The organism is Mycobacterium sp. (assembly GCF_046091765.1).
Taxonomy (GTDB): Bacteria; Actinomycetota; Actinomycetes; order Mycobacteriales; family Mycobacteriaceae; genus Mycobacterium.
Window position 1 is genome coordinate 78,692 of the sequence record NZ_JBJTCF010000087.1, and the last position, 18,849, is coordinate 97,540.

The window sequence follows — 18,849 nt, forward strand, 5'->3', positions numbered from 1 at the left end:
GGCCGCGGATGCGACGAGGACGTCGTCCCAGTCGAGGAATTTGTCGGACCCCTCTGGTCTCATCAGGGCATGGACGTGGCGCGGGTGCTGGGCGGGCCGGGCACCGGTAAGACCACGCTGCTGATCGAGGCGGCGGCCGCCCGGATCGCCGCCGGTGCCGACCCCGAGTCGGTGCTGCTGCTCACCCCGGGACGCCCGCCGGCGTCGGTCCGCGCGGCGATCACCGCCCGGCTGCTGGCGGCGCGCTCGGCGCAGCCGTGCGCGGCGGTGGTGCGCGAGCCGCTGGTGCGCTCGGTGCACAGCTACGCCTTCGCGGTGCTGCGCACCGCCGCCGCCCGCGCGGGTGACCCGCCGCCGCGACTGGTCACCGGCGCCGAGCAGGACGGGATCATCCGGGAGCTGCTCGCCGGGGATCTCGCCGACGGGGCGGCGCGCTGGCCGCTCGAGCTGCGCCCGGCGCTGGGCACCGAGGGTTTCGCCACCGAGCTGCGCGACCTGCTGGCCCGCTGCGCCGAGCGCGGGGTGGACCCGGCGGCGCTGGAGCGCATCGGGCGCGCGCACGGCCGGCCCGAGTGGGCGGCCGCCGGCCGCTTCGCCCGGCAGTACGAACAGGTGATGCTGCTGCGCGCGGCGGTCGGCACGGCCGCACCGCAGGCCTGCGTGCCCGCGCTGGGTGCGGCCGAACTCGTCGGCGCGGCGCTGGAGGCGCTGGCCGCCGACGCCGAGCTGCTGGCCGCCGAGCGGGCCAGGTTCACCCTGCTGCTCGTCGACGACGCCCAGCACCTCGACCCGCAGGCCGCCCGGCTGGTGCGGGTGCTCGCCGCCGGCGCCGGGCAGACCCTCCTGGCCGGCGACCCGCACCAGGCGGTGTTCGGTTTCCGCGGTGCCGAGCCCGCGCTGCTGCTCGGCGGGGACCGCCCGCCCGTGGAGCTGTCCACCTCGCACCGCTGCGCCCCGGCGATCGCCCGCGCGATCAGCGGGATGGCCGCCGGGCTGCCCGCCGGCGGCTGGCGCGCGCTGCACGGGACCGGCGGTGCGGACACCGAAGACACGGGCGTGGTGGCCGTGCGGGTCGCCGACAGCGCGCCGGCCGAGGCGGCCCTGATCGCCGACACCCTGCGCCGCGCCCACCTCGTCGACGGGGTGCCGTGGGCGCAGCTGGCGGTGATCGTGCGCTCGGTGCCGGCCGCGGCCGGGCTGACCCGCGCGCTGGCCCTGGCCGGGGTGCCGGTCGACCCCGCACCCGCGGGCGCGCCGATCGCCGAACAGCCCGGTGTGCGCGCCCTGCTGACCGTGCTGGACGTGGTGGCCCGACACGGCGGTGAACCCGACGACGATCAGGCGCTCGCGCTGCTCGCCGGGCCGATCGGACGAATGGATCCGGTGGCGCTGCGCCAGCTGCGCCGCGCGCTGGGCCGGCGCGGCCGCTCGGTGGCCGGCGCGCTGACCGGTTCGGCCCCGGCGCTTCCGGCCGGGCTGGCCACACCGGTGGCCCGGGTGCGCGCGGTGCTGGCCAGTGCGGCGCGCGCACACCGCGGCAACCACGATCCGCGCTACACGCTGTGGCAGGCCTGGGAGCGCGGCGGGCTGCAGCGGCTGCCCGACCGCGAACTGGCCGGGATCACCGCGCTGTTCGACATCGCCGAGGACTACGTCACGCGCACTGCCGGCGCGTCGGTGTCCGGCCTGCTCGACCACGTGGCGGCGCTGCGGCTGCCGCCGGCCCGCCACGATCCCGCCGGGGCCGGCGGGGACGCCGCGACCGTCGCGGTGCTCACCCCGCACGCGGCGCTGGGCCGCGACTGGGACACCGTCGTCATCGCCGGTCTGCAGGAGGGCTTGTGGCCCAACACCACTCCGCGCGGCGGGGTGCTGGGCACCGGGCAGCTGCTCGACGTGCTCGACGGGCTCGGCGAGCTCGGCGAGAAGGTGTCGGCCCGCGCGCCGCTGCTGGCCGAGGAGCGCCGGCTGCTGATCGCCGCGATGGGCCGCGCGCGGCGCCGGCTGCTGATCACCGCGGTCGACAGCGACGCCGGTGACGCGGTGTCGATGCCGTCGAGCTTCCTCACCGAGGTGGCCCGCTACACCTGCGAGTCCCCGCGGACGGCGGCCGAAGAGGCGCTGCGCGCGCGGCCCGCACCGCCGGTGCTGTCCACCGCCGCGGTGGTCGGCCGGCTGCGCGCGGCGGTGTGCGCGCCCGACGACCGGGTCGGCGACGCCCAACGCGCCCGCGCGGCAGCGCAGTTGGCCCGGCTGGCCGCCGCCGGGGTGCCCGGGGCCGATCCCGCGCAGTGGCACGGGCTGGCCGAGCCGAGCACCGAGGAGCCGCTGTTTCGCGGCGAGAACACCGTCACCCTGAGCCCCTCGACCTGTCAGACCCTCACCGACTGCCCGCTGCGCTGGCTGGCCGAACGCCACGGCGGCGCCGGTGCGCGCACGCTCAGTTCCACCCTGGGGTCGCTGGTGCACGCCCTGGTGTCCGACCCGGCGAAGACCGACGAGCAGCGCCACGCCGAGCTGGAAAGCCATTGGGCGGCTTTGCCTTTCGACTCACCGTGGTATGCCGCCAACGAACTCGAGCGCCACCGGGCGATGCTGACCGCGTTCGCGGCCTGGCATTCGGCGACCCGCCGCGAGCTCACCGAGGTAGCCACCGAGGTCGACCTCGACGGCGTCGTCGCCGAGGGGGTGCGCATCCGCGGGCGCGCCGACCGGCTGGAGCGCGACGCGCAGGGCCGGCTGGTCGTCGTCGACCTCAAGACCGCCCGGCACCCGGTCACCAAGGACGACGCCCAGCGCCACGCCCAGCTCGGCCTCTACCAGCTCGCCGTCGCCGCGGGCGTGCTCGAGGAGGGCGACCGGCCGGGCGGGGGCCGGCTGGTCTACCTCGGCAAGCCCTCGGCCGCCGGCGCCACCGAACGCGAGCAGACCGCGCTGGGCCCCGAGGAGGCGGCGGGCTGGCGCGAGGCGGTGCGCGCGGCCGCCGCCGCGACCGCCGGGCCGTTCTTCGCCGCCCGGGTCAACGACGGCTGCACGCACTGCCCGATCCGCCCGTCCTGCCCGGCGCATGCGAGCGAACCGCCGGGGGACCCGTCAGGACCCCCGTCATGACCCACAGCCCCGCCGAACTGGCTGCCGCGCTGGGCCTTCCGCAACCCACCGACGAGCAGGCCGCCGTCATCGCCGCCCCGCCCGGTCCGCTGGCGGTCATCGCCGGGGCCGGCGCGGGCAAGACCGAGACGATGGCCGCGCGGGTGGTGTGGCTGGTGGCCAACGGCTTCGCCGAGCCCGGGCAGGTGCTCGGCCTGACGTTCACCCGCAAGGCCGCCGGCCAGCTGGCCCGGCGGGTGCGCTCGCGGCTGGCCCGGCTGGCCGGGCACCTGGGCGCCGACCCGGCGGGGGTTCCCGCGGTGAGCACCTACCACGCGTTCGCCGGCACGCTGCTCGGCGAGTTCGGCCCGCTGCTGTCGGTCGAGCCCGGCGCGCGGCTGCTCAGCGAGACCGAGATGTGGCAGCTGGTCTTCGACGTGGTCTGCGCGCACCCCGAGTTGCGCGCCGGCGACCGGCCGATCGACCGGACGCCGGCGGCGGTCACCGCGCTGGTGCGCCGGCTGGTCGGGGAACTCGCCGAGCACCTCGTGGACACCGCGCAGCTGCGCGACACGCACCGCGAACTCGAGCGGCTGGTGCACACCCTGCCCGCCGGACCCCGCCAGCGGCAGACCCCCACCCGGGCGCTGCTGGACCTGGCTGCCGCCCAGACCGAGCGCGGCGCGCTGGTGCCCCTCGTCGAGGCCGTGCACGAGCGGATGCGCCGCGAGCGGGTGGTCGACTTCGGCGCGCAGATGTCGGCGGCCGCGCGGCTGGCCTCGGCCTGCCCGCAGGTCGGCGAGCAGCTGCGGGGGCGCTACCGGGTGGTGCTGCTCGACGAGTACCAGGACACCGGCCACGCGCAGCGGGTCATGCTGCGTGCGCTGTTCGGCGGCGGGCGCGACGGCGCCCTTGCGCTCACGGCGGTCGGCGACCCGATCCAGTCCATCTACGGCTGGCGCGGCGCCTCGGCGGCCAACCTGCCCGGCTTCGCCACCGACTTCCCGCTCCCCGACGGCAGCCCCGCCCCGACCTGCGAGCTGCGCACCAGCTGGCGCAACCCGGCGCACACGCTGCAGCTGGCCAACGCGGTCTCCGCCGAGGCCCGCCGACGCTCGGTGGCCGTCAGCCCGCTGCGGTCGCGGCCCGGCGCGCAGCCCGGCACGGTGCGCTGCGCCCTGCACACCGACGTCGCCGCCGAACGCGACTGGGTGGCCGAGGCGATCGCCGCACGCTTCGGTGACGGGGTGACCGCGGCGGTGCTGGTGCGCCGCAACGCCGATGCCGGGCCGATCGCCGCCGCGCTGAGCGCGCGCGGCGTTCCGGTCGAGGTGGTCGGGCTGGCCGGTCTGCTGTCGATCGCCGAAGTGGCGCACCTGCTTTCGACGCTGCGGCTGGTGGCCGACCCGACCGCCGGTGCGGCCGCGATGGCGGTGCTGACCGGTCCGCGCTGGCGACTCGGTGCGGCCGACCTGGCCGCGCTGTGGCGCCGGGCGGTGGTGCTGGCCGGGCGCGGGGCACCGGCGGGCACCGTCGAGCAGATCGTCGCCGCCGCCACCGATCCCGACGCCGCCTGCCTGGCCGACGCGCTGGCCGACCCCGGCGATCCGGGCGCCTACTCTCCGGAGGGCCTGCGCCGGATCACCGCGTGCGCCGCCGAGATCACCCGGCTGCGAACCTCTCTGAACCATCCGCTGACCGACCTGGTCGTCGAGATCCGCCGGGCGATCGGCATCGACACCGAGGTGATCGCCGCCGGCGGCGGCACCGAACACCTGGACCGCTTCGTCGACGTGGTGGCCGGCTACGCCCAGCGCCCCGGCGCCGACGTGCCCGGGCTGCTGGCCTACCTCGACGCCGCCGCGGTGGTGGAGAACGGCCTGGCGCCCGCCGACGTGGACGCGGCCTGCGGGCGGGTGCAGGTGCTCACCGTGCACGCCGCCAAAGGACTGGAGTGGCAGATCGTCGCCGTCCCGCACCTGAGCGCCCGGGTGTTCCCGGCGTCGACGTCACCGCGCACCTGGCTCAACGACCCCGGGGAGCTGCCGCCGCTGCTGCGCGGCGACCGCGCCGACACCGGCCGGCCCGGGGTGCCGGTACTGGACACCTCCGCGGTCGCCGACCGCCGCGACCTGGCCGCGGTGATCGACGCCCACCGCCAGGCGCTGCAGGGCCGCCGCGTCGACGAGGAGCGCCGGCTGCTCTACGTCGCGCTGACCCGCGCCGAGGACACCCTGCTGCTCTCCGGGCACCACTGGGCGGCCAGCGGTGCCGCGCCGCGCGGCCCCTCGCCGTTCCTGACCGAGATCCGCGACGTCATCACCGGGCACGGCTGCGGCGAGGTCGACTGCTGGGCGCCCGAGCCCGCCCCCGGCGAGCCCAACCCGCTGCTGGCCGACACCGCCGAGGCGCTCTGGCCGGTCGACCCGCTGGGCGGGCGGCGGGCGGCGGTGCGCCGCGGGGCGGACCTGGTGACCGCCGCGCTGGCCGGTACGGCCGGCCCGGCCGGCGCCGACCCCGAGGGCTGGGCCGCCGACGTCGACGCGCTGCTGGCCGAGCGGGCCCGCGCCGCGGCGCCGGACCCGCCGCCGCTGCCCGGCCAGCTGTCGGTCAGCGCCCTGGTCGAACTGCACCGCGACCCGGCCAGTGCCCAGCGGCTGGCCCGGCGGCTGCCGTCGCGCCCGGACCCGCACGCCGCGCTGGGCAGCGCCTTCCACGACTGGGTGCAGCGCTTCTACGGCGCCGACCGGCTCTTCGAGCTCGACGACCTGCCCGGCGCGGGGGAGGCGCCCGCGCTCGACGCCGCGCAGCTGGCCGCGCTGCAGGCCGCCTTCAGCGCCTCGCCGTGGGCCGCCCGCACCCCGGTGGCCGTCGAGGTGCCCTTCGAGATGGCCGTCGGGGACACCGTGGTGCGCGGGCGCATCGACGCGGTCTTCGCCGACCCCGACGGCGGGGTCACCGTGGTGGACTGGAAGACCGGCGAGCCGCCGGCTGACATCTGCTCAGCGGCGGTGCAGCTGGCGGTCTACCGGCTGGCGTGGGCGGGACTGTCCGGCCTGCCGCCCGAGAAGGTGCGCGCGGCGTTTCACTACGTGCGCAGCGGGCGCACCGTCGAACCCCAAAAGCTTTCCGGCGCAGATGATCTCGCCGATTTGCTCACCCCCGCGGAGCGTTGCGCCTGATCCGCAGCGCCTGGGCGATCATCGGGAACTGAAACGGCAGCCGGGCCAGCGCGGCGATGCGCATCGGCCACTTCTGCGCGCCCGGCTTGTCCCACCACAGCCGGACCATGTTGATGTTGGCCGGAAACACCGCCAGGTACAGCGCAGCCGCCGCCAGCGCCCCGGTCCGTCGGGTGCGCGGCGCGAGCAGCATCGCGCCCACCCCGACCTCGGCGACGCCGGAGGCGTAGGTGTAGAACCGCGCGCTGCCCGGTAGCTCGGCGGGCACGATCGTGTCGAACGGCTTGGGCGCCAGGAAGTGCACGGTGCCGATGCCGATCAACATCGCCGCCATCCGGTAGGCGGGTTTCTGGCTGACGGGATCGGCGGGGGTCAGGGCCATGGGTACATAATGCTCCGTGTGCTGGAGTCGACGGTGACGGGCCGCCGTGACCCGTCGTGAGGCGCTGCGCCGCCGTCTGCAGGCCATCAACGAGGATCTCGGAGCCAAGCCGGACTCCGCGCTGGTGGAGTACCTGCGCATCCCGGACAAGTTCGTCCCGCCGGGCCGCCGCATCGCCCGCCGACTGCTCTACGCCTTCGCCGCGCTGTTCACCGCCGCGGTCGTGGTGTATCTCGACCGCGACGGCTACAACAACGCGGCGGGTAAGCCGCTGACATTTCTGGACTGCTTCTACTACGCCACGGTCTCGCTGTCGACGACCGGCTACGGCGACATCGCCCCGTTCTCCGAGCGCGCCCGGCTGCTGAACGTTCTGGTGATCACGCCGCTGCGGTTCGCCTTCCTCATCGTGCTCATCGGCACCACCGTGGAAACCCTGACCGCCGCCTCGAGGCAGGCCCTGAGAATTCAGCGTTGGAGGAACACCGTGCGCAACCACACCGTCGTCGTCGGGTACGGCACCAAGGGCCGCACCGCCGTGACCGCCATGATCGGTGACGGCATCGCGCCGGCCGACATCGTGGTGGTCGACATCGATCAGGCGCTGCTTGACCGCGCCAGCGCCGCCGGTCTGGTCACCGTGCGCGGTGACGCCAACAAGTCCGACGTGCTGCGACTGGCCGGCGTGCAGCACGCCAAGGCGGTGATCGTGGCGACCAGCGACGACCCGACCGCGGTTCTGGTCACCCTGACCGCACGCGAACTGGCGCCCGAGGCGACCATCATCGCCTCGGTGCGCGAAGCGGAGAACTCCCATCTGCTGCGCCAGTCCGGCGCGGATTCGGTGGTGGTGTCCTCGGAGACCGCGGGACGGCTGCTCGGTCTGGCTACCTCCAAGCCGACCGTGGTGGAGATGATCGAGGACCTGCTCACCCCGGACGAGGGCCTCGCCATCGCCGAGCGCATGGTGGAGCCCAAGGAGGTCGGCGGCTCACCCAAGCATCTGGTCGACATCGTGCTCGGTGTCGTGCGCGACGGCCGGCTGGTCCGCGTCGACGACCCGGAGGTCGACGCGCTGGAGAGCAACGACCGGCTGCTCTACGTCCGCACCGCCGGCGAGGACTGAGCCCCGTGGGCTTTCAGCTGCGCAACACCCCGCTGCTCTCCCGGGTGGGCGCCGACCGCGCCGACCATCTGCGCACCGACGTCGACGCCGCGATTTCCGGCTGGCCCGACGCCCTGCTGCTCACCGTCGATGAGCGCAACCAGGTGCTCATCAACGGCGGCTCGGTGGTGCTCGGCCCGGCCGCCGCGCTCGGCGACGCCCCGCCGCCCGGCGCGGTGTTCCTCGGCCGGCTGGTCGACGGGCGCCACGTGTGGTCGGTGCGGGCCGATCTCGACCCGCCCGCTGGTGACGACGTGCGCGTGGCCGACCCGCGGCGCTCCGGGGCGCTCGACGACGTCAGCGCCCAACTGGTGGCCGCCGCACTGGCGCTGCTGAATTGGCATGACAGTGCACGCTTTTCGCCCGTCGACGGATCAGCCACGCTGCCCATCAAGGGCGGCTGGGGCCGGCTGAACCCGATCACCGGCGGCGAGGAGTTCCCCCGCATCGACCCCGCCGTGATCTGCCTGGTGCACGACGGGGGTGAGCGCGCGGTGCTGGCGCGCCAGACCGTGTGGCCGCCGCGGCTGTTCTCGCTGCTGGCCGGCTTCGTCGAGGCCGGCGAGTCCTTCGAGACGTGCGTGGTGCGCGAGATCGCCGAGGAGATCGGTCTGGACGTGCGCGACGTGCACTACCTGGGCAGCCAGCCGTGGCCGTTCCCGCGCTCACTGATGGTCGGCTTCCACGCCGTCGGCGACCCCGATCAGCCCTTCGACTTCCGCGACGGGGAAATCGCCGAGGCGGCGTGGTTCTCCCGCGCCGAGATCCGCACCGCGCTTCAGGCCGGCGACTGGGGCAGCTCTGCTGCCGAATCGCGGCTGCTGCTGCCCGGCAGCATCTCGATCGCCCGGGAGATCATCGAGTCCTGGGCGTTCGCGGACTGAGAGGGACGCTGAGGAGCCTCAGTCCAGAATCCACCACGGGATTTGCGGCCGCGTGGCCGGCGGCGCCGTCGTGCCCGGGGTCGCGGCGATCGACACACTGCCGTTGGTCTGGCAGATCGTGGCGGTGCCGGCGTCGCGACAGGTCGGGCGCGCGTCAGCCGCGGGTGCGGCGAGCATCGCAGCCACCGTCAGGCCCACCGTCAGCAGCGCGGTCCGTGTCATGTTGTTCGTCATTCTGGTCTCGCTTTCGGCTGCGGATCGGCGGTCACGGGCAATCGGAAATCAGCACGACGGCTGCCGGGCTGACCGGCGTGCCGTTGGCCGCCGCGCGGGCGATCGCGTCCTGGCGGGCCGCCTCGACGGTCGGCCCGGCACCGCCGGCGTTGATGTCGGTGGCGTCGTCGGCGAGCGACACGATGCACAGGTTGTCGTTGGTCACCATGTCCGCCGAGCAACTCTGGCCGCCGTCGGCCTGGCACTGGCCGACCACACCTGCCTCGGCCTCCGCGGCGGTGTTGCCGTAGGCGTTGTAGCCGACCTCCACGTTGTAGCGTCCGACGCCGTCCGCGAAATCCTCGAACGTGCCGCTGCCGACCGCGGAGAACAACCCGCCGTAGCTGCCGGGCGGACCCGGAGAGTCATCGACGGTGCCGCCGGGACCTCCGGCCCAGGCGATGCCGATCGAGATGCCCGCGGTGGTGACGCCCGCCGCGAGCGCGATGGCCCATCGGGTGCTGCCCATGTTTCTCCTCGCTGTCATCAGCGGCCCAGCTTGGCTTTGACGTCGGCGATCGACGGATTGCTCAGTGCTGTGCCGTCGGCAAACTTTAGCGTCGGCACGGTCTGGTTGCCGCCGTTTACGCCCATCACGAACTCCGCGGCGGCGGGGTCGTGCTCGATGTCCACCTCGTCGAAGGTGATGCCGGCCGCCTTCATCGCGATCTTCAGGCGCTTGCAGTAGCCGCACCACACCGTCGAGTACATCGTCACGTCAGGCATGGGATCTGAAGGTACCCGACGCGGCGGAAAAAATTCGGATCGGTGACTGCCCGCCTCTGAGCGACACATCCGGTGCTGTCGGACCCGATGAGGGAGGCGACGGGGGATGATCGATCACGAGACCCAACCGCAGCCCCACGGCAGGAGGATCAGATGACGCGGTGGCGTGTGCTCGGTGTCGTGCTGGCGGCGGCGCTGGCGGGTTGCTCGACCGATGCGGCCTCCGAGCCCGCCCCGGGGACAGACCAGATGGTGTTCTCGGTGATCACCGCCGGCGGGCTGGTGCCGTCGGTGATCTACGCCATGGAGTCGCCGTCGATCGCGGTCTACGCCGACGGCCGGGTGCTCACAGCGGCGCCGCGCTCCGGGCCGCCGACCGTCCCGACCCGGTACGAGGTGGCCCGCGTCGATCCCGCCGCGGTGTCGTCGTTCGTGTCCTCGGTGCAGGCCCGCGGCGTGATCGGCCCCGGCACCGACGTCGGCAGCCCGCGGGTCACCGATCTGGGCACCACCACCGTGACGCTCAACGGGGTGAGCGTCGACGCCTACGCCATCGACGCCGAGTTCGACGCCGATCTGAGTCCCGCCCAGCGCGACGCGCGGGCGGCGCTGCGCGCGGTGATCGACCAGGCCGACGCGCTGTCGTCCGGCGCGGCGCGCAGCCCGTTCGTCCCCGACCGGGTGGTGGTCTACGAGGTCGATCCGCGCTTCGAGTCCGAGCCCGCCACCGTCGGCTGGCCCGGCCCGCCGCCGTCGTCATTCCTGGCTCCGACCGAGCAGCGCCGCGCCATCGCCTGCGGAGAACTGGTCGCCGATCCGGCCGAGGAGGTCTACCGCGCGGCGTCGGACAACCCCGGTGCGCGCTGGCTGGTCGACGGGACGACCCGGGTGCTGGCGGTCAACTCGCTGCCGCTGCCCGGTTCCTGCCCCTGAGGTCACGCGGCCCCGACCCGCTGTCCGAGCCCCCTGCCAAGATGGACGCCGTGATCGCCGACCTCGACGACGAGCAGCGCGACGCCGTGCTCGCCGCCCGCGGGCCGGTGTGCGTGCTGGCCGGGGCGGGCACCGGAAAGACCCGCACCATTACCCACCGCATCGCGCACCTGGTCGCCGGTGGTCACGTCGCCGCCGCGCAGGTGCTGGCGGTGACGTTCACCTCGCGCGCGGCGGGGGAGATGCGCAACCGGTTGCGCGGCATGGACGTCGGCGGCGTGCAGGCGCTGACGTTCCACGCCGCCGCGCGCCGCCAGCTGCACTACTTCTGGCCGCGCGTGGTCGGCTCCACCAGCTGGCAGCTGCTGGACAGCAAGTTCGCCGTCGTCGCCCAGGCCGCCAACCGCGCGCGGCTGCAGGTGTCCACCGACGACGTGCGCGACCTGGCCGGGGAGATCGAGTGGGCCAAGGCGTCGCTGATCTCACCGGAGGGCTACGCGGCGTCGGTCGCGCAGGCCGCCCGCGACATTCCCTTGCCCGCCGAGCAGGTGGCCACCGTCTACGCCGGCTACGAGAAGCTCAAAGCCGACCGCGACGGGGTGACGCTGCTGGACTTCGACGACCTGCTGCTGCACACCGCCGGCGCGATCGAGAACGACGCCGCGATCGCCGGGGAGTTCCGCGACCGCTACCGCTGCTTCGTCGTCGACGAGTACCAGGACGTCACCCCGCTGCAGCAGCGGGTGCTCGACGCGTGGCTGGGCGACCGCGACGACCTCACCGTCGTCGGCGACGCCAACCAGACCATCTACTCCTTCACCGGCGCGACCCCGCGCTACCTGCTGGACTTCTCCCGCCGCTTCCCCGAGGCCGCCGTCGTGCGCCTGCAGCGCGACTACCGCTCCACCCCGCAGGTGGTGTCGCTGGCCAACCGGGTGATCGCCGCCGCGCGCGGCCGGATGGCCGGCTCCAAGCTGCAGCTGCTCGGCCAGCGTCCGCCCGGGCCCGAGCCGGTGTTCCGCGAGCACCCCGACGAGGCGGCCGAGGCCGTGGCGGTGGCGCGCGCGATCGCCGCGCTCATCGAGTCGGGCACCCCGGCCGCCGAGATCGCCGTGCTCTACCGGATCAACGCCCAGTCCGAGGTGTACGAGGAGGCGCTGACCGCCGCCGGCGTCGCCTTCCAGGTGCGCGGCGGGGAGGGCTTCTTCTCCCGCCAGGAGATCCGCCAGTCACTGGCCGCCCTGCAGCGCGCCGCCGAGCGCGGCACCGCCGAGGCGCCGCTGCCCGAGCTGGTGCGCGCACTGCTCGAGCCGCTCGGGCTGACCGCCGAGGCCCCCGCCGGGGTGCGCGCCCGGGAACGCTGGGAGGCGCTGCGCGCGCTGGCCGACCTCGTCGACGAGGAGCTCGCCGCGCGCCCCGACCTCGACCTGCCCGCGCTGGTGGCCGAGTTGCGCACCCGCGCCGACTCCCGTCACCCGCCGACCGTGCAGGGCGTGACGCTGGCCTCGCTGCACGCCGCCAAGGGCCTGGAGTGGGACGCGGTGTTCCTCGTCGGCCTGGCCGACGGCACCCTGCCGATCTCCCACGCGCTGTCCCACGGCGCCGACAGCGAGGCCGTCGAGGAGGAGCGCCGGCTGCTCTACGTCGGAATCACCAGGGCGCGTGAACATCTGGAGCTCAGCTGGGCACTGGCCCGCGCTCCGGGCGGGCGGCAGTCGCGGCGGCCGTCACGCTTCCTGGGCGGCATCGCCCCGCAGACCCGCGCCGAGGCGGGCCCGGCCAAGCCGCGCCGCCAGCGCGGCGCCACCCCGCGCTGCCGGGTGTGCAACGCCGTGCTCACCGCGACGACGGCGATCATGCTGCGCCGCTGCGAAACCTGCTCGGTGGACGTCGACGAGGAACTGCTCGCGACGCTCAAGGAGTGGCGGCTGAAGACCTCCAAGGAGATGGGCGTGCCGGCGTATGTGGTGTTCACCGACAACACCCTGATCGCCATCGCCGAGTCGCTGCCCGCCGACGACGCCGCGCTGGTCGCCATCCCCGGCATCGGGGCGCGCAAGCTCGAGCAGTTCGGCGCCGACGTGCTCGAACTGGTGCGCGCCCGGGGGTGACCCCGCCCCCGCCCGCTGTGCGGTTTCATCCGCGCCACGCCGGTGGCGGCGTATGAGACCGCACACCGGCGAAGGCTCGCGGCGGCTATCGTGGCCCGGTGGCCACGACAGCGCGGGAGGGCGAACTGCTCGCCGTCACGTTGCAGCTGCTGCAGCGGCACGGCTACGAGCGGCTGACCGTCGACGAGGTCGCCGCCAACGCCCACGCCAGCAAGGCCACCATGTACCGGCGCTGGCCCACCAAGGCCGATCTGGTGTTCGCCGCGGTCCTCGACGGCATCAGCCAGGACGCGACCGCCCCGGAGACCGGCACCCTGCGCGGGGATCTGCTGGCGATCGGCGACACGGTCAGCAAGCACGTCCGCGAGCACGCCGCCACCCTGCGGGCCGTGCTGTCGGAGACCTCGCGCGACCCGGCACTCGGCGACATCATCCGGCGCGAGTTCTTCGAGGAACGCCGCAAGCTGACCCGCCAGGTGATGCAGCAGGCGATCGACCGCGGCGAGATTCGGGCCGGGTCGGTCAATGAGGACCTGTGGGACCTGCTGCCGGGGTATCTGGTGTTCCGCGCCGTCATCCAGAACCGCCCCGCCACCCGCAAGACGGTCATCGCCCTCGTCGACGAGGTGATCCTGCCGAGTTTGACGCGCTAAACCCTGCGCGAGGCGGTACTGGCCAGTACTGTCCGGAGAGTGATCGGCAGGCTGGCGGGGCGGCACTGGCTGGTCCTGGTCGCCATCGCCATCGTCGGGCTGGCCGCCTTCGCCGTCTACCGGCTGCAGGAGGTGTTCACCTCCCGGCACTCCGCCGCCCCCGCCGGAGAGATGGCCGATCAGATCGTGCCGTTCAACCCCAAGCGGGTCCAGCTCGAGGTGTTCGGCGAGCCGGGCGCCACCGCCACCATCACCTACCTCGACGTCAACGCCCGCCCGCAGCGCGTCGACGACGCGCCCCTGCCGTGGTCCTACGACGACTCGACCACCACCCCCGCGGTGCTGGTCAACATCCAGGCACAGGGTGACGGCAACACCCTGGGCTGCCGGATCACCATCGACGGGGTGGTGAAGGTGCAGCGCTCCTCGGACGGCGCCTCGGCCTACGTCTTCTGTCTGGACAAGTCCGGATGAACATCGCACGGCTGGTCCGGACCCTCTCGATACCGATCGCGATCTTCTGGCTCGCGCTGGCCGCGGCCAGCAACGCCCTGGTCCCGCCGCTGGAAGAAGTGGGCCGCATCCACAACGTGTCGGCGAGCTCGCCGGACTCGCCCTCGCTGATCGCCGCCAAGCGGGTCGGGACGGTGTTCGGCGAGTACGACACCGACAGCCTGGTCACCCTCGTCCTCGAAGGCCAGCAGCCCCTCGGCGACGAGGCGCACCGCTTCGGCGACGTCCTGGTCGAGCGGATGCGCGCCGACACCGAGCACGTGCAGCACGTCCAGTACTTCTGGGGCGACCCGCTGACCGCCGCCGGCGCCCAGAGCAGCGACGGCAAGGCCGCCCTCATCCAGGTCTACCTGTCCGGGGATCAGGGCGGAAGTCAGGCCAACGAGTCGGTGGCCGCGGTGCGCAAGATCGTCGCCGACACCCCGTCTCCGCCGGGGATCACGGCTTACGTGAGCGGCCCGGCGGCGCTGTTCGCCGACGAGTTCGCGGTGGGCGAGGGCAGCCACCTCAAAGTCACCGCGCTCACCTTCGGGGTGATCGCGGTGTTGCTGCTCATCGTCTACCGTTCCATCACCACCGCGCTGCTCACCCTGGTGGCTGTCGCGGTCCAGGTCGCCGCGGCGCGCGGGGTGGTCGCGTTCCTGGGCCACGTCGGCATCATCCCGCTGTCGACGTACGCGACCAACCTGCTGACGCTGCTGGCGGTGGCGGCCGCGACCGATTACGCGATCTTCCTGCTCGGGCGTTATCAGGAGGCGCGCCAGGCCGGGACGGATCGTCTGGAGTCCTACTACCTGATGTACCGCAGCACCGCGCCGGTGATCATCGGATCGGGTCTGACCGTCGCCGCCGCGATCTTCTGTCTGCGCTTCACCCGCACGCCGTACTTCCAGAGCCTGGGCATCCCGGCCGGCCTGGGCGTGCTGGTCACCCTGGCCGCGTCGCTGACGCTGACCCCGGCGGTCATCACCATCGCCAGCCACCTGGGCCTGTTCGACCCCAAGCGCGCCATGCGCACGCGCGGCTGGCGGCGGATCGGCACCGCGATCGTGCGCTGGCCCGGACCCGTTCTGGTCGCGACCATCGCGGTGGCGCTGATCGGTCTGCTCGCCCTGCCCGGCTATTCGACCAACTACGACGCCCGCCGCTACCAGCCGGACTGGGCACCGGCCAAGGTGGGCTACGCGGCCGCCGAGCGGCACTTCAGCGCCGCGCGGCTCAACCCCGAGGTGCTGATGGTCGAGACCGATCGCGATCTGCGCACCCCGGCCAACATGATCGTGCTGGAGAAGGTCGCCAAGGCGGTGTTCCGCACCCCCGGTGTGGCGATGGTGCAGTCCATCACCCGGCCGCTGGGCACCCCGCTGGACCACACGTCGCTCGGATTCCAGATGAGCGCGCAGTCCACCGCGCAGATCCAGAACCTGCCCTTCCAGCAGGCGCGCGCCGATGACCTGCTCACCCAGGTCAACGAGATCTCCAAGTCGATCACCCTGCTGCAGCAGCAGTACGTACTGCAGCAGCAGGCCGCCGCGGCCACCGACGAACAGGTGAGCGCCTTCCGGGAAACCTCGGAGACGGTCAAGGAGCTGCGCGACAAGGTCGCCAACTTCGACGACTTCTTCCGGCCGATCCGCAACTACTTCTATTGGGAGCCGCACTGTTTCGACATCCCGCTGTGTGCGGCGTTCCGCTCGCTGTTCGACGCCCTCGACGGGGTCGATTACCTGAGCGGACAGTTCGAAGAGGTCACCGCCAGCCTGGAGAAGCTCAACGCGCTGCAACCCCAGCTGCTCGCGCTGATCCCCGAGCAGATCGACATCCAGGAACGCAACAAGGCGCTCGCCGAGACCAACCGGGCCACCCAGTCCGGACTCGCGGAGCAGGCCGCCGAGGCACTCAAGAACGCCGACGCGATGGGGCAGGCGTTCGACGAGGCCAAGGACGACAGCTCCTTCTACGTGCCCCCGGAGGTGTTCGACAACTCCGAGTTCAAGCGCGGGCTCAAACTGTTCCTGTCCCCGGACGGCAAGGCCGCGCGGATGATCATCACCCACGACGGCGACCCGGCCACCCCGAAGGGCATCTCGCACATCGACCCGATCCGCCAGTCCGCGCAGGAGGCACTCAAGGGCACCCCGCTGGCCGGATCGAGTGTCTACATCGCCGGCACCGCGTCGGGGTTCAAGGACGCCCGCGACATCGCCAAGTACGACCTGATGACCGTGGCGGTCGCCGCGATCAGCCTGATCCTGCTGATCATGATGTTCGTCACCCGCAGCGTGGTGGCCGCGTTGGTGATCGTGGGCACCGTCGTGCTCTCGCTGGGTGCGTCGTTCGGGTTGTCGGTGCTGATCTGGCAGCACCTGCTGGGCATCGAGCTGTACTGGATCGTGCTCGCGCTGGCGATCATCATCCTGCTGGCGGTGGGGTCGGACTACAACCTTCTGGTGGTCGCCAGGTTCAAGGAGGAGATCGGGGCGGGGCTCAACACCGGGCTGATCCGCACCATGGCCGGCACCGGGTCGGTGGTGACCGCGGCCGGGCTGGTGTTCGCGCTGACCATGTGCGGCTTCGTCTTCGGGGACCTGCTGGTGCTCGCCCAGATCGGCACCACCATCGGCGTGGGCCTGATCTTCGACACCCTGGTCGTGCGCTCGTTCATGACGCCGTCGATCGCCGCGCTGCTGGGCCGCTGGTTCTGGTGGCCGCTGAAGGTGCGCCCGCGCCCGGCGTCGGTGATGCTGCGGCCCTACGGGACCCGGCCGAGCGTGCGAAAGCTGCTGGGTGAGCCCGAGGGGACCGACCCCGAAAAACCATTTGTGCCCGGCGCCGCCGGCCCGCTACCCTGAGCGCCATGACCTTCGCCGCCGCGCATCACGCCGCCGCTCACCCGTCCGTGGACAGGAGCGTCTGCTAGCGCACCCGCGAAAGCCCCAGGCCACGGACGAAAGTTCGTGGCCTTTTTTTGTATGTCCGAGTCGAGAAAGCCGAGAAAGGAGCGCTCATGCTGCCCTGTAGTAGCGATCCCGAACTGTGGTTCGCCGAGCACCCCGCCGACCTCGAGCGCGCCAAGGCCGGCTGCGCGGGCTGTCCGATCCGGCGGGACTGCCTGACCGCGGCACTCGAGCGCGCCGAGCCGTGGGGGGTGTGGGGCGGGGAGATCCTCGAGCGCGGGGCGATCCTGGCCCGTAAGCGACCGCGCGGTCGGCCGCCCAAGGCGGCCTAGCGGCCCGGCCTCACCGCCGGCTGCGCGGGTTGATACGCGGCGCGCCGGCGCCGGCGTATGAAACCGCACACTCGCCGGGCAGCGCTCAGGGTTCGGCGAAGCCGGGGATGAGCCGCTCGGCCATCTCCCGCACCGGCACGTGGCAGTCCAGCTGGCAGGAGATCGCCACATTCGAGGCGATTACCCGCAGCGGGATGGCCAGGTTCACCGGCAGGTCCATCTGGCGGGCCATCTTCAGCTGCTGGGGGGCGCGCTCCATGTTCGACGCCGCGTGGCGCTGCAGCCACTTGCGGGTGTAGTGGAACACCGGCACCTCGATGGGTTCGACGTACTGGGCGAGCATCTCGTCGATCGCCTCGGCCGGCAGCTGCTCGCCCTTGCGCACGAAGCCCGCCTTCTCCATCACCGGCATCAGCTCGTCGTACCTCTTGTCTTTGGCCAGCCGGATCATGATGCCCATCTCCTCGGGCAGACCCTCGGGCAGCGGGGCGACCGCCCCGAAGTCGATCACCGCCATCCGATCGTCGGACAGCAGCATGAAGTTGCCCGGGTGGGCGTCGCCGTGCATAATCCCGACCCGCGCGGGGGCGTCGAAGGTCAGCTCGAAGAGCCGGGTGCCCATGATGTCGCGCTGGGCGACGGTGCCCGAGCGGATGATCTCCGACATCGCGATGCCGCCCTCGATCCACTCGCTGACCATCACCTTCGGCGCGCTGCCCACCACGTGGGGCACCAGGAAGTGCGGGTGGCCCTCGTAGGCCTTGGCGAACGCGCGCTGGTTGTCGGCCTCTAGCCGGTAGTCCAGTTCCATCTCGGTGCGCTCGACGAGTTCGTCGACGACGCTTTGCACGTCCGCCCCCGGGGCCAGCTGCTTGAGCAGGCTGGTCATCCGCTGCATGGTCTTGAGGTCCGCGCGCAGCGCCTCGTCGGCGCCGGGGTACTGGATCTTGACGGCGACCTCCCGGCCGTCCGACCACACCCCCTTGTGCACCTGGCCGATGGACGCCGAGGCGACCGGCTCGTCGTCGAAGGACTGGAAGCGGCTGCGCCACTTGGTGCCCAGCTGGGCGTCGAGCACCCGGTGCACCTTGGCCGCCGGCAGCGGCGGGGCGTCCTTTTGCAGCTTGGTCAGCGCCTCGCGGTAGGGCTCGCCGAACTCCTCGGGGATGGCGGCCTCGAGCACCGACAGCGCCTGGCCGACCTTCATGGCCCCGCCCTTGAGCTCGCCGAGCACGCTGAACAGCTGGTTGGCGGCCTTCTCCATCAGCTCGGCGTTGACCTCGTCCTTGGACTTGCCGGTCAGCCGCTTGCCCAGTCCGAGCGCGGCGCGCCCGGCCATGCTCACCGGGATGCTGGCGAGCTTGGCGTTGCGGCGCGCGCCTCCGCGCTTGATGTCGTCAGCTGCCACGCCCACCATCATCCCCGACGAGCCGGGTTGGTCAACGCGGCGGGGCGGGCGAATCGCGCGGCGGGCGGTAGCGCTGACGCCTCTGGGGGTACCACTAATACTTTTGCCCTCCACCGAGCACCGGATCATCTGGCGCGTCGTCGCGCTGCGCGAGCAAGCCGCGTCCGTGTCGCTCATAGGTGGGCAGAAGTATTAGTGGTACCCCCAGACGTATTAGAGGTACCCCCAGAGGCGTCAGCGCTACCGCCCGCCGCGCGATTCGCCCGCCCCGCCGCGTTGACCAACCCGGCTCGTCGGGGA

General features: G+C 73.0%; 15 protein-coding genes. 10 read left to right on the forward strand and 5 right to left on the reverse strand.

All coding sequences use genetic code 11. The features are described from left to right. Positions 1-69: 69 nt before the first annotated feature. Entirely contained in the window at positions 70-3,111 is a 3,042-nt protein-coding gene (locus ACKOB8_RS09290) for an ATP-dependent helicase (protein WP_526376911.1), read from the forward strand. Next, positions 3,030-6,272, forward strand: a complete 3,243-nt coding sequence (locus ACKOB8_RS09295; protein ID WP_526376937.1) for an ATP-dependent helicase — start codon at positions 3,030-3,032, stop codon at positions 6,270-6,272. The genes ACKOB8_RS09290 and ACKOB8_RS09295 overlap by 82 nt, the downstream gene beginning before the upstream one ends. Here the strand turns inward: ACKOB8_RS09295 and ACKOB8_RS09300 are convergent. Then, the gene (locus ACKOB8_RS09300; protein WP_526376912.1) at positions 6,247-6,654 is read right to left on the reverse strand and encodes a DoxX-related protein; all 408 of its coding nucleotides are present in this window, start codon (positions 6,652-6,654) and stop codon (positions 6,247-6,249) included. The genes ACKOB8_RS09295 and ACKOB8_RS09300 overlap by 26 nt on opposite strands. 64 nt (positions 6,655-6,718) lie before the next feature. Between ACKOB8_RS09300 and ACKOB8_RS09305 the strand changes: the two genes are divergently transcribed. Further along, positions 6,719-7,780, forward strand: a complete 1,062-nt coding sequence (locus ACKOB8_RS09305; protein WP_526376938.1) for a potassium channel family protein — start codon at positions 6,719-6,721, stop codon at positions 7,778-7,780. Positions 7,781-7,785: 5 nt separating this feature from the next. Then, a complete protein-coding gene (gene nudC / locus ACKOB8_RS09310) occupies positions 7,786-8,703 on the forward strand; it encodes an NAD(+) diphosphatase (protein WP_526376913.1) in 918 nt (305 codons plus the stop codon). A gap of 18 nt (positions 8,704-8,721) precedes the next feature. On the opposite strand, the gene ACKOB8_RS09315 is transcribed toward nudC, so the two are convergent. The 3 genes from ACKOB8_RS09315 to ACKOB8_RS09325 are packed head-to-tail and all read right to left on the reverse strand — an operon-like array spanning position 8,722 to position 9,702. Beyond that, complete coding sequence (locus tag ACKOB8_RS09315) at positions 8,722-8,925, reverse strand: hypothetical protein (RefSeq protein WP_526376914.1); 204 nt, start codon at positions 8,923-8,925, stop codon at positions 8,722-8,724. 43 nt (positions 8,926-8,968) lie between these two features. Continuing rightward, the gene (locus ACKOB8_RS09320; protein WP_526376915.1) at positions 8,969-9,445 is read right to left on the reverse strand and encodes a hypothetical protein; all 477 of its coding nucleotides are present in this window, start codon (positions 9,443-9,445) and stop codon (positions 8,969-8,971) included. Positions 9,446-9,462: 17 nt separating this feature from the next. Further along, positions 9,463-9,702 (reverse strand): mycoredoxin, encoded by a 240-nt coding sequence (locus ACKOB8_RS09325; RefSeq protein ID WP_526376916.1) that lies wholly within the window; start codon positions 9,700-9,702, stop codon positions 9,463-9,465. A 153-nt stretch (positions 9,703-9,855) separates the two neighbouring features. Here ACKOB8_RS09325 and ACKOB8_RS09330 point away from each other — a divergent pair, with 153 nt between their 5' ends. From ACKOB8_RS09330 to ACKOB8_RS09355, 6 genes are all read left to right on the forward strand, one after another. Further along, positions 9,856-10,635 (forward strand): hypothetical protein, encoded by a 780-nt coding sequence (locus tag ACKOB8_RS09330; protein WP_526376917.1) that lies wholly within the window; start codon positions 9,856-9,858, stop codon positions 10,633-10,635. Between the two features lie 41 nt (positions 10,636-10,676). After that, complete coding sequence (locus ACKOB8_RS09335; protein ID WP_526376918.1) at positions 10,677-12,746, forward strand: UvrD-helicase domain-containing protein; 2,070 nt, start codon at positions 10,677-10,679, stop codon at positions 12,744-12,746. A gap of 98 nt (positions 12,747-12,844) precedes the next feature. Next, the gene (locus tag ACKOB8_RS09340) at positions 12,845-13,399 is read left to right on the forward strand and encodes a TetR/AcrR family transcriptional regulator (RefSeq protein ID WP_526376919.1); all 555 of its coding nucleotides are present in this window, start codon (positions 12,845-12,847) and stop codon (positions 13,397-13,399) included. A 39-nt stretch (positions 13,400-13,438) separates the two neighbouring features. Continuing rightward, the gene (locus ACKOB8_RS09345; protein WP_526376920.1) at positions 13,439-13,873 is read left to right on the forward strand and encodes an MmpS family transport accessory protein; all 435 of its coding nucleotides are present in this window, start codon (positions 13,439-13,441) and stop codon (positions 13,871-13,873) included. Continuing rightward, a complete protein-coding gene (locus ACKOB8_RS09350; protein WP_526376921.1) occupies positions 13,870-16,764 on the forward strand; it encodes an MMPL/RND family transporter in 2,895 nt (964 codons plus the stop codon). Before ACKOB8_RS09345 ends, ACKOB8_RS09350 begins: the two co-directional genes overlap by 4 nt. Before the next feature lie 155 nt (positions 16,765-16,919). After that, positions 16,920-17,141, forward strand: a complete 222-nt coding sequence (locus ACKOB8_RS09355) for a WhiB family transcriptional regulator (RefSeq protein ID WP_526376922.1) — start codon at positions 16,920-16,922, stop codon at positions 17,139-17,141. 85 nt (positions 17,142-17,226) lie between these two features. Here ACKOB8_RS09355 and ACKOB8_RS09360 read toward each other — a convergent pair whose 3' ends face one another. Further along, complete coding sequence (locus tag ACKOB8_RS09360) at positions 17,227-18,558, reverse strand: macrolide-binding ATPase MABP-1 (protein ID WP_526376939.1); 1,332 nt, start codon at positions 18,556-18,558, stop codon at positions 17,227-17,229. Positions 18,559-18,849 lie beyond the last annotated feature (291 nt).

What these genes read in the sequence shown, in the direction of transcription:
- ACKOB8_RS09290 (WP_526376911.1), top strand. Translation starts at nt 70, where the DNA reads ATGGACGTGGCGCGGGTGCTGGGCGGGCCGGGCACCGGTAAGACCACG.
- ACKOB8_RS09300 (WP_526376912.1), bottom strand. Translation starts at nt 6,654, where the DNA reads ATGGCCCTGACCCCCGCCGATCCCGTCAGCCAGAAACCCGCCTACCGG.
- ACKOB8_RS09315 (WP_526376914.1), bottom strand. Translation starts at nt 8,925, where the DNA reads ATGACACGGACCGCGCTGCTGACGGTGGGCCTGACGGTGGCTGCGATG.
- ACKOB8_RS09320 (WP_526376915.1), bottom strand. Translation starts at nt 9,445, where the DNA reads ATGGGCAGCACCCGATGGGCCATCGCGCTCGCGGCGGGCGTCACCACC.
- ACKOB8_RS09325 (WP_526376916.1), bottom strand. Translation starts at nt 9,702, where the DNA reads ATGCCTGACGTGACGATGTACTCGACGGTGTGGTGCGGCTACTGCAAG.
- ACKOB8_RS09330 (WP_526376917.1), top strand. Translation starts at nt 9,856, where the DNA reads ATGACGCGGTGGCGTGTGCTCGGTGTCGTGCTGGCGGCGGCGCTGGCG.
- ACKOB8_RS09335 (WP_526376918.1), top strand. Translation starts at nt 10,677, where the DNA reads ATGGACGCCGTGATCGCCGACCTCGACGACGAGCAGCGCGACGCCGTG.
- ACKOB8_RS09350 (WP_526376921.1), top strand. Translation starts at nt 13,870, where the DNA reads ATGAACATCGCACGGCTGGTCCGGACCCTCTCGATACCGATCGCGATC.
- ACKOB8_RS09355 (WP_526376922.1), top strand. Translation starts at nt 16,920, where the DNA reads ATGCTGCCCTGTAGTAGCGATCCCGAACTGTGGTTCGCCGAGCACCCC.
- ACKOB8_RS09360 (WP_526376939.1), bottom strand. Translation starts at nt 18,558, where the DNA reads ATGGTGGGCGTGGCAGCTGACGACATCAAGCGCGGAGGCGCGCGCCGC.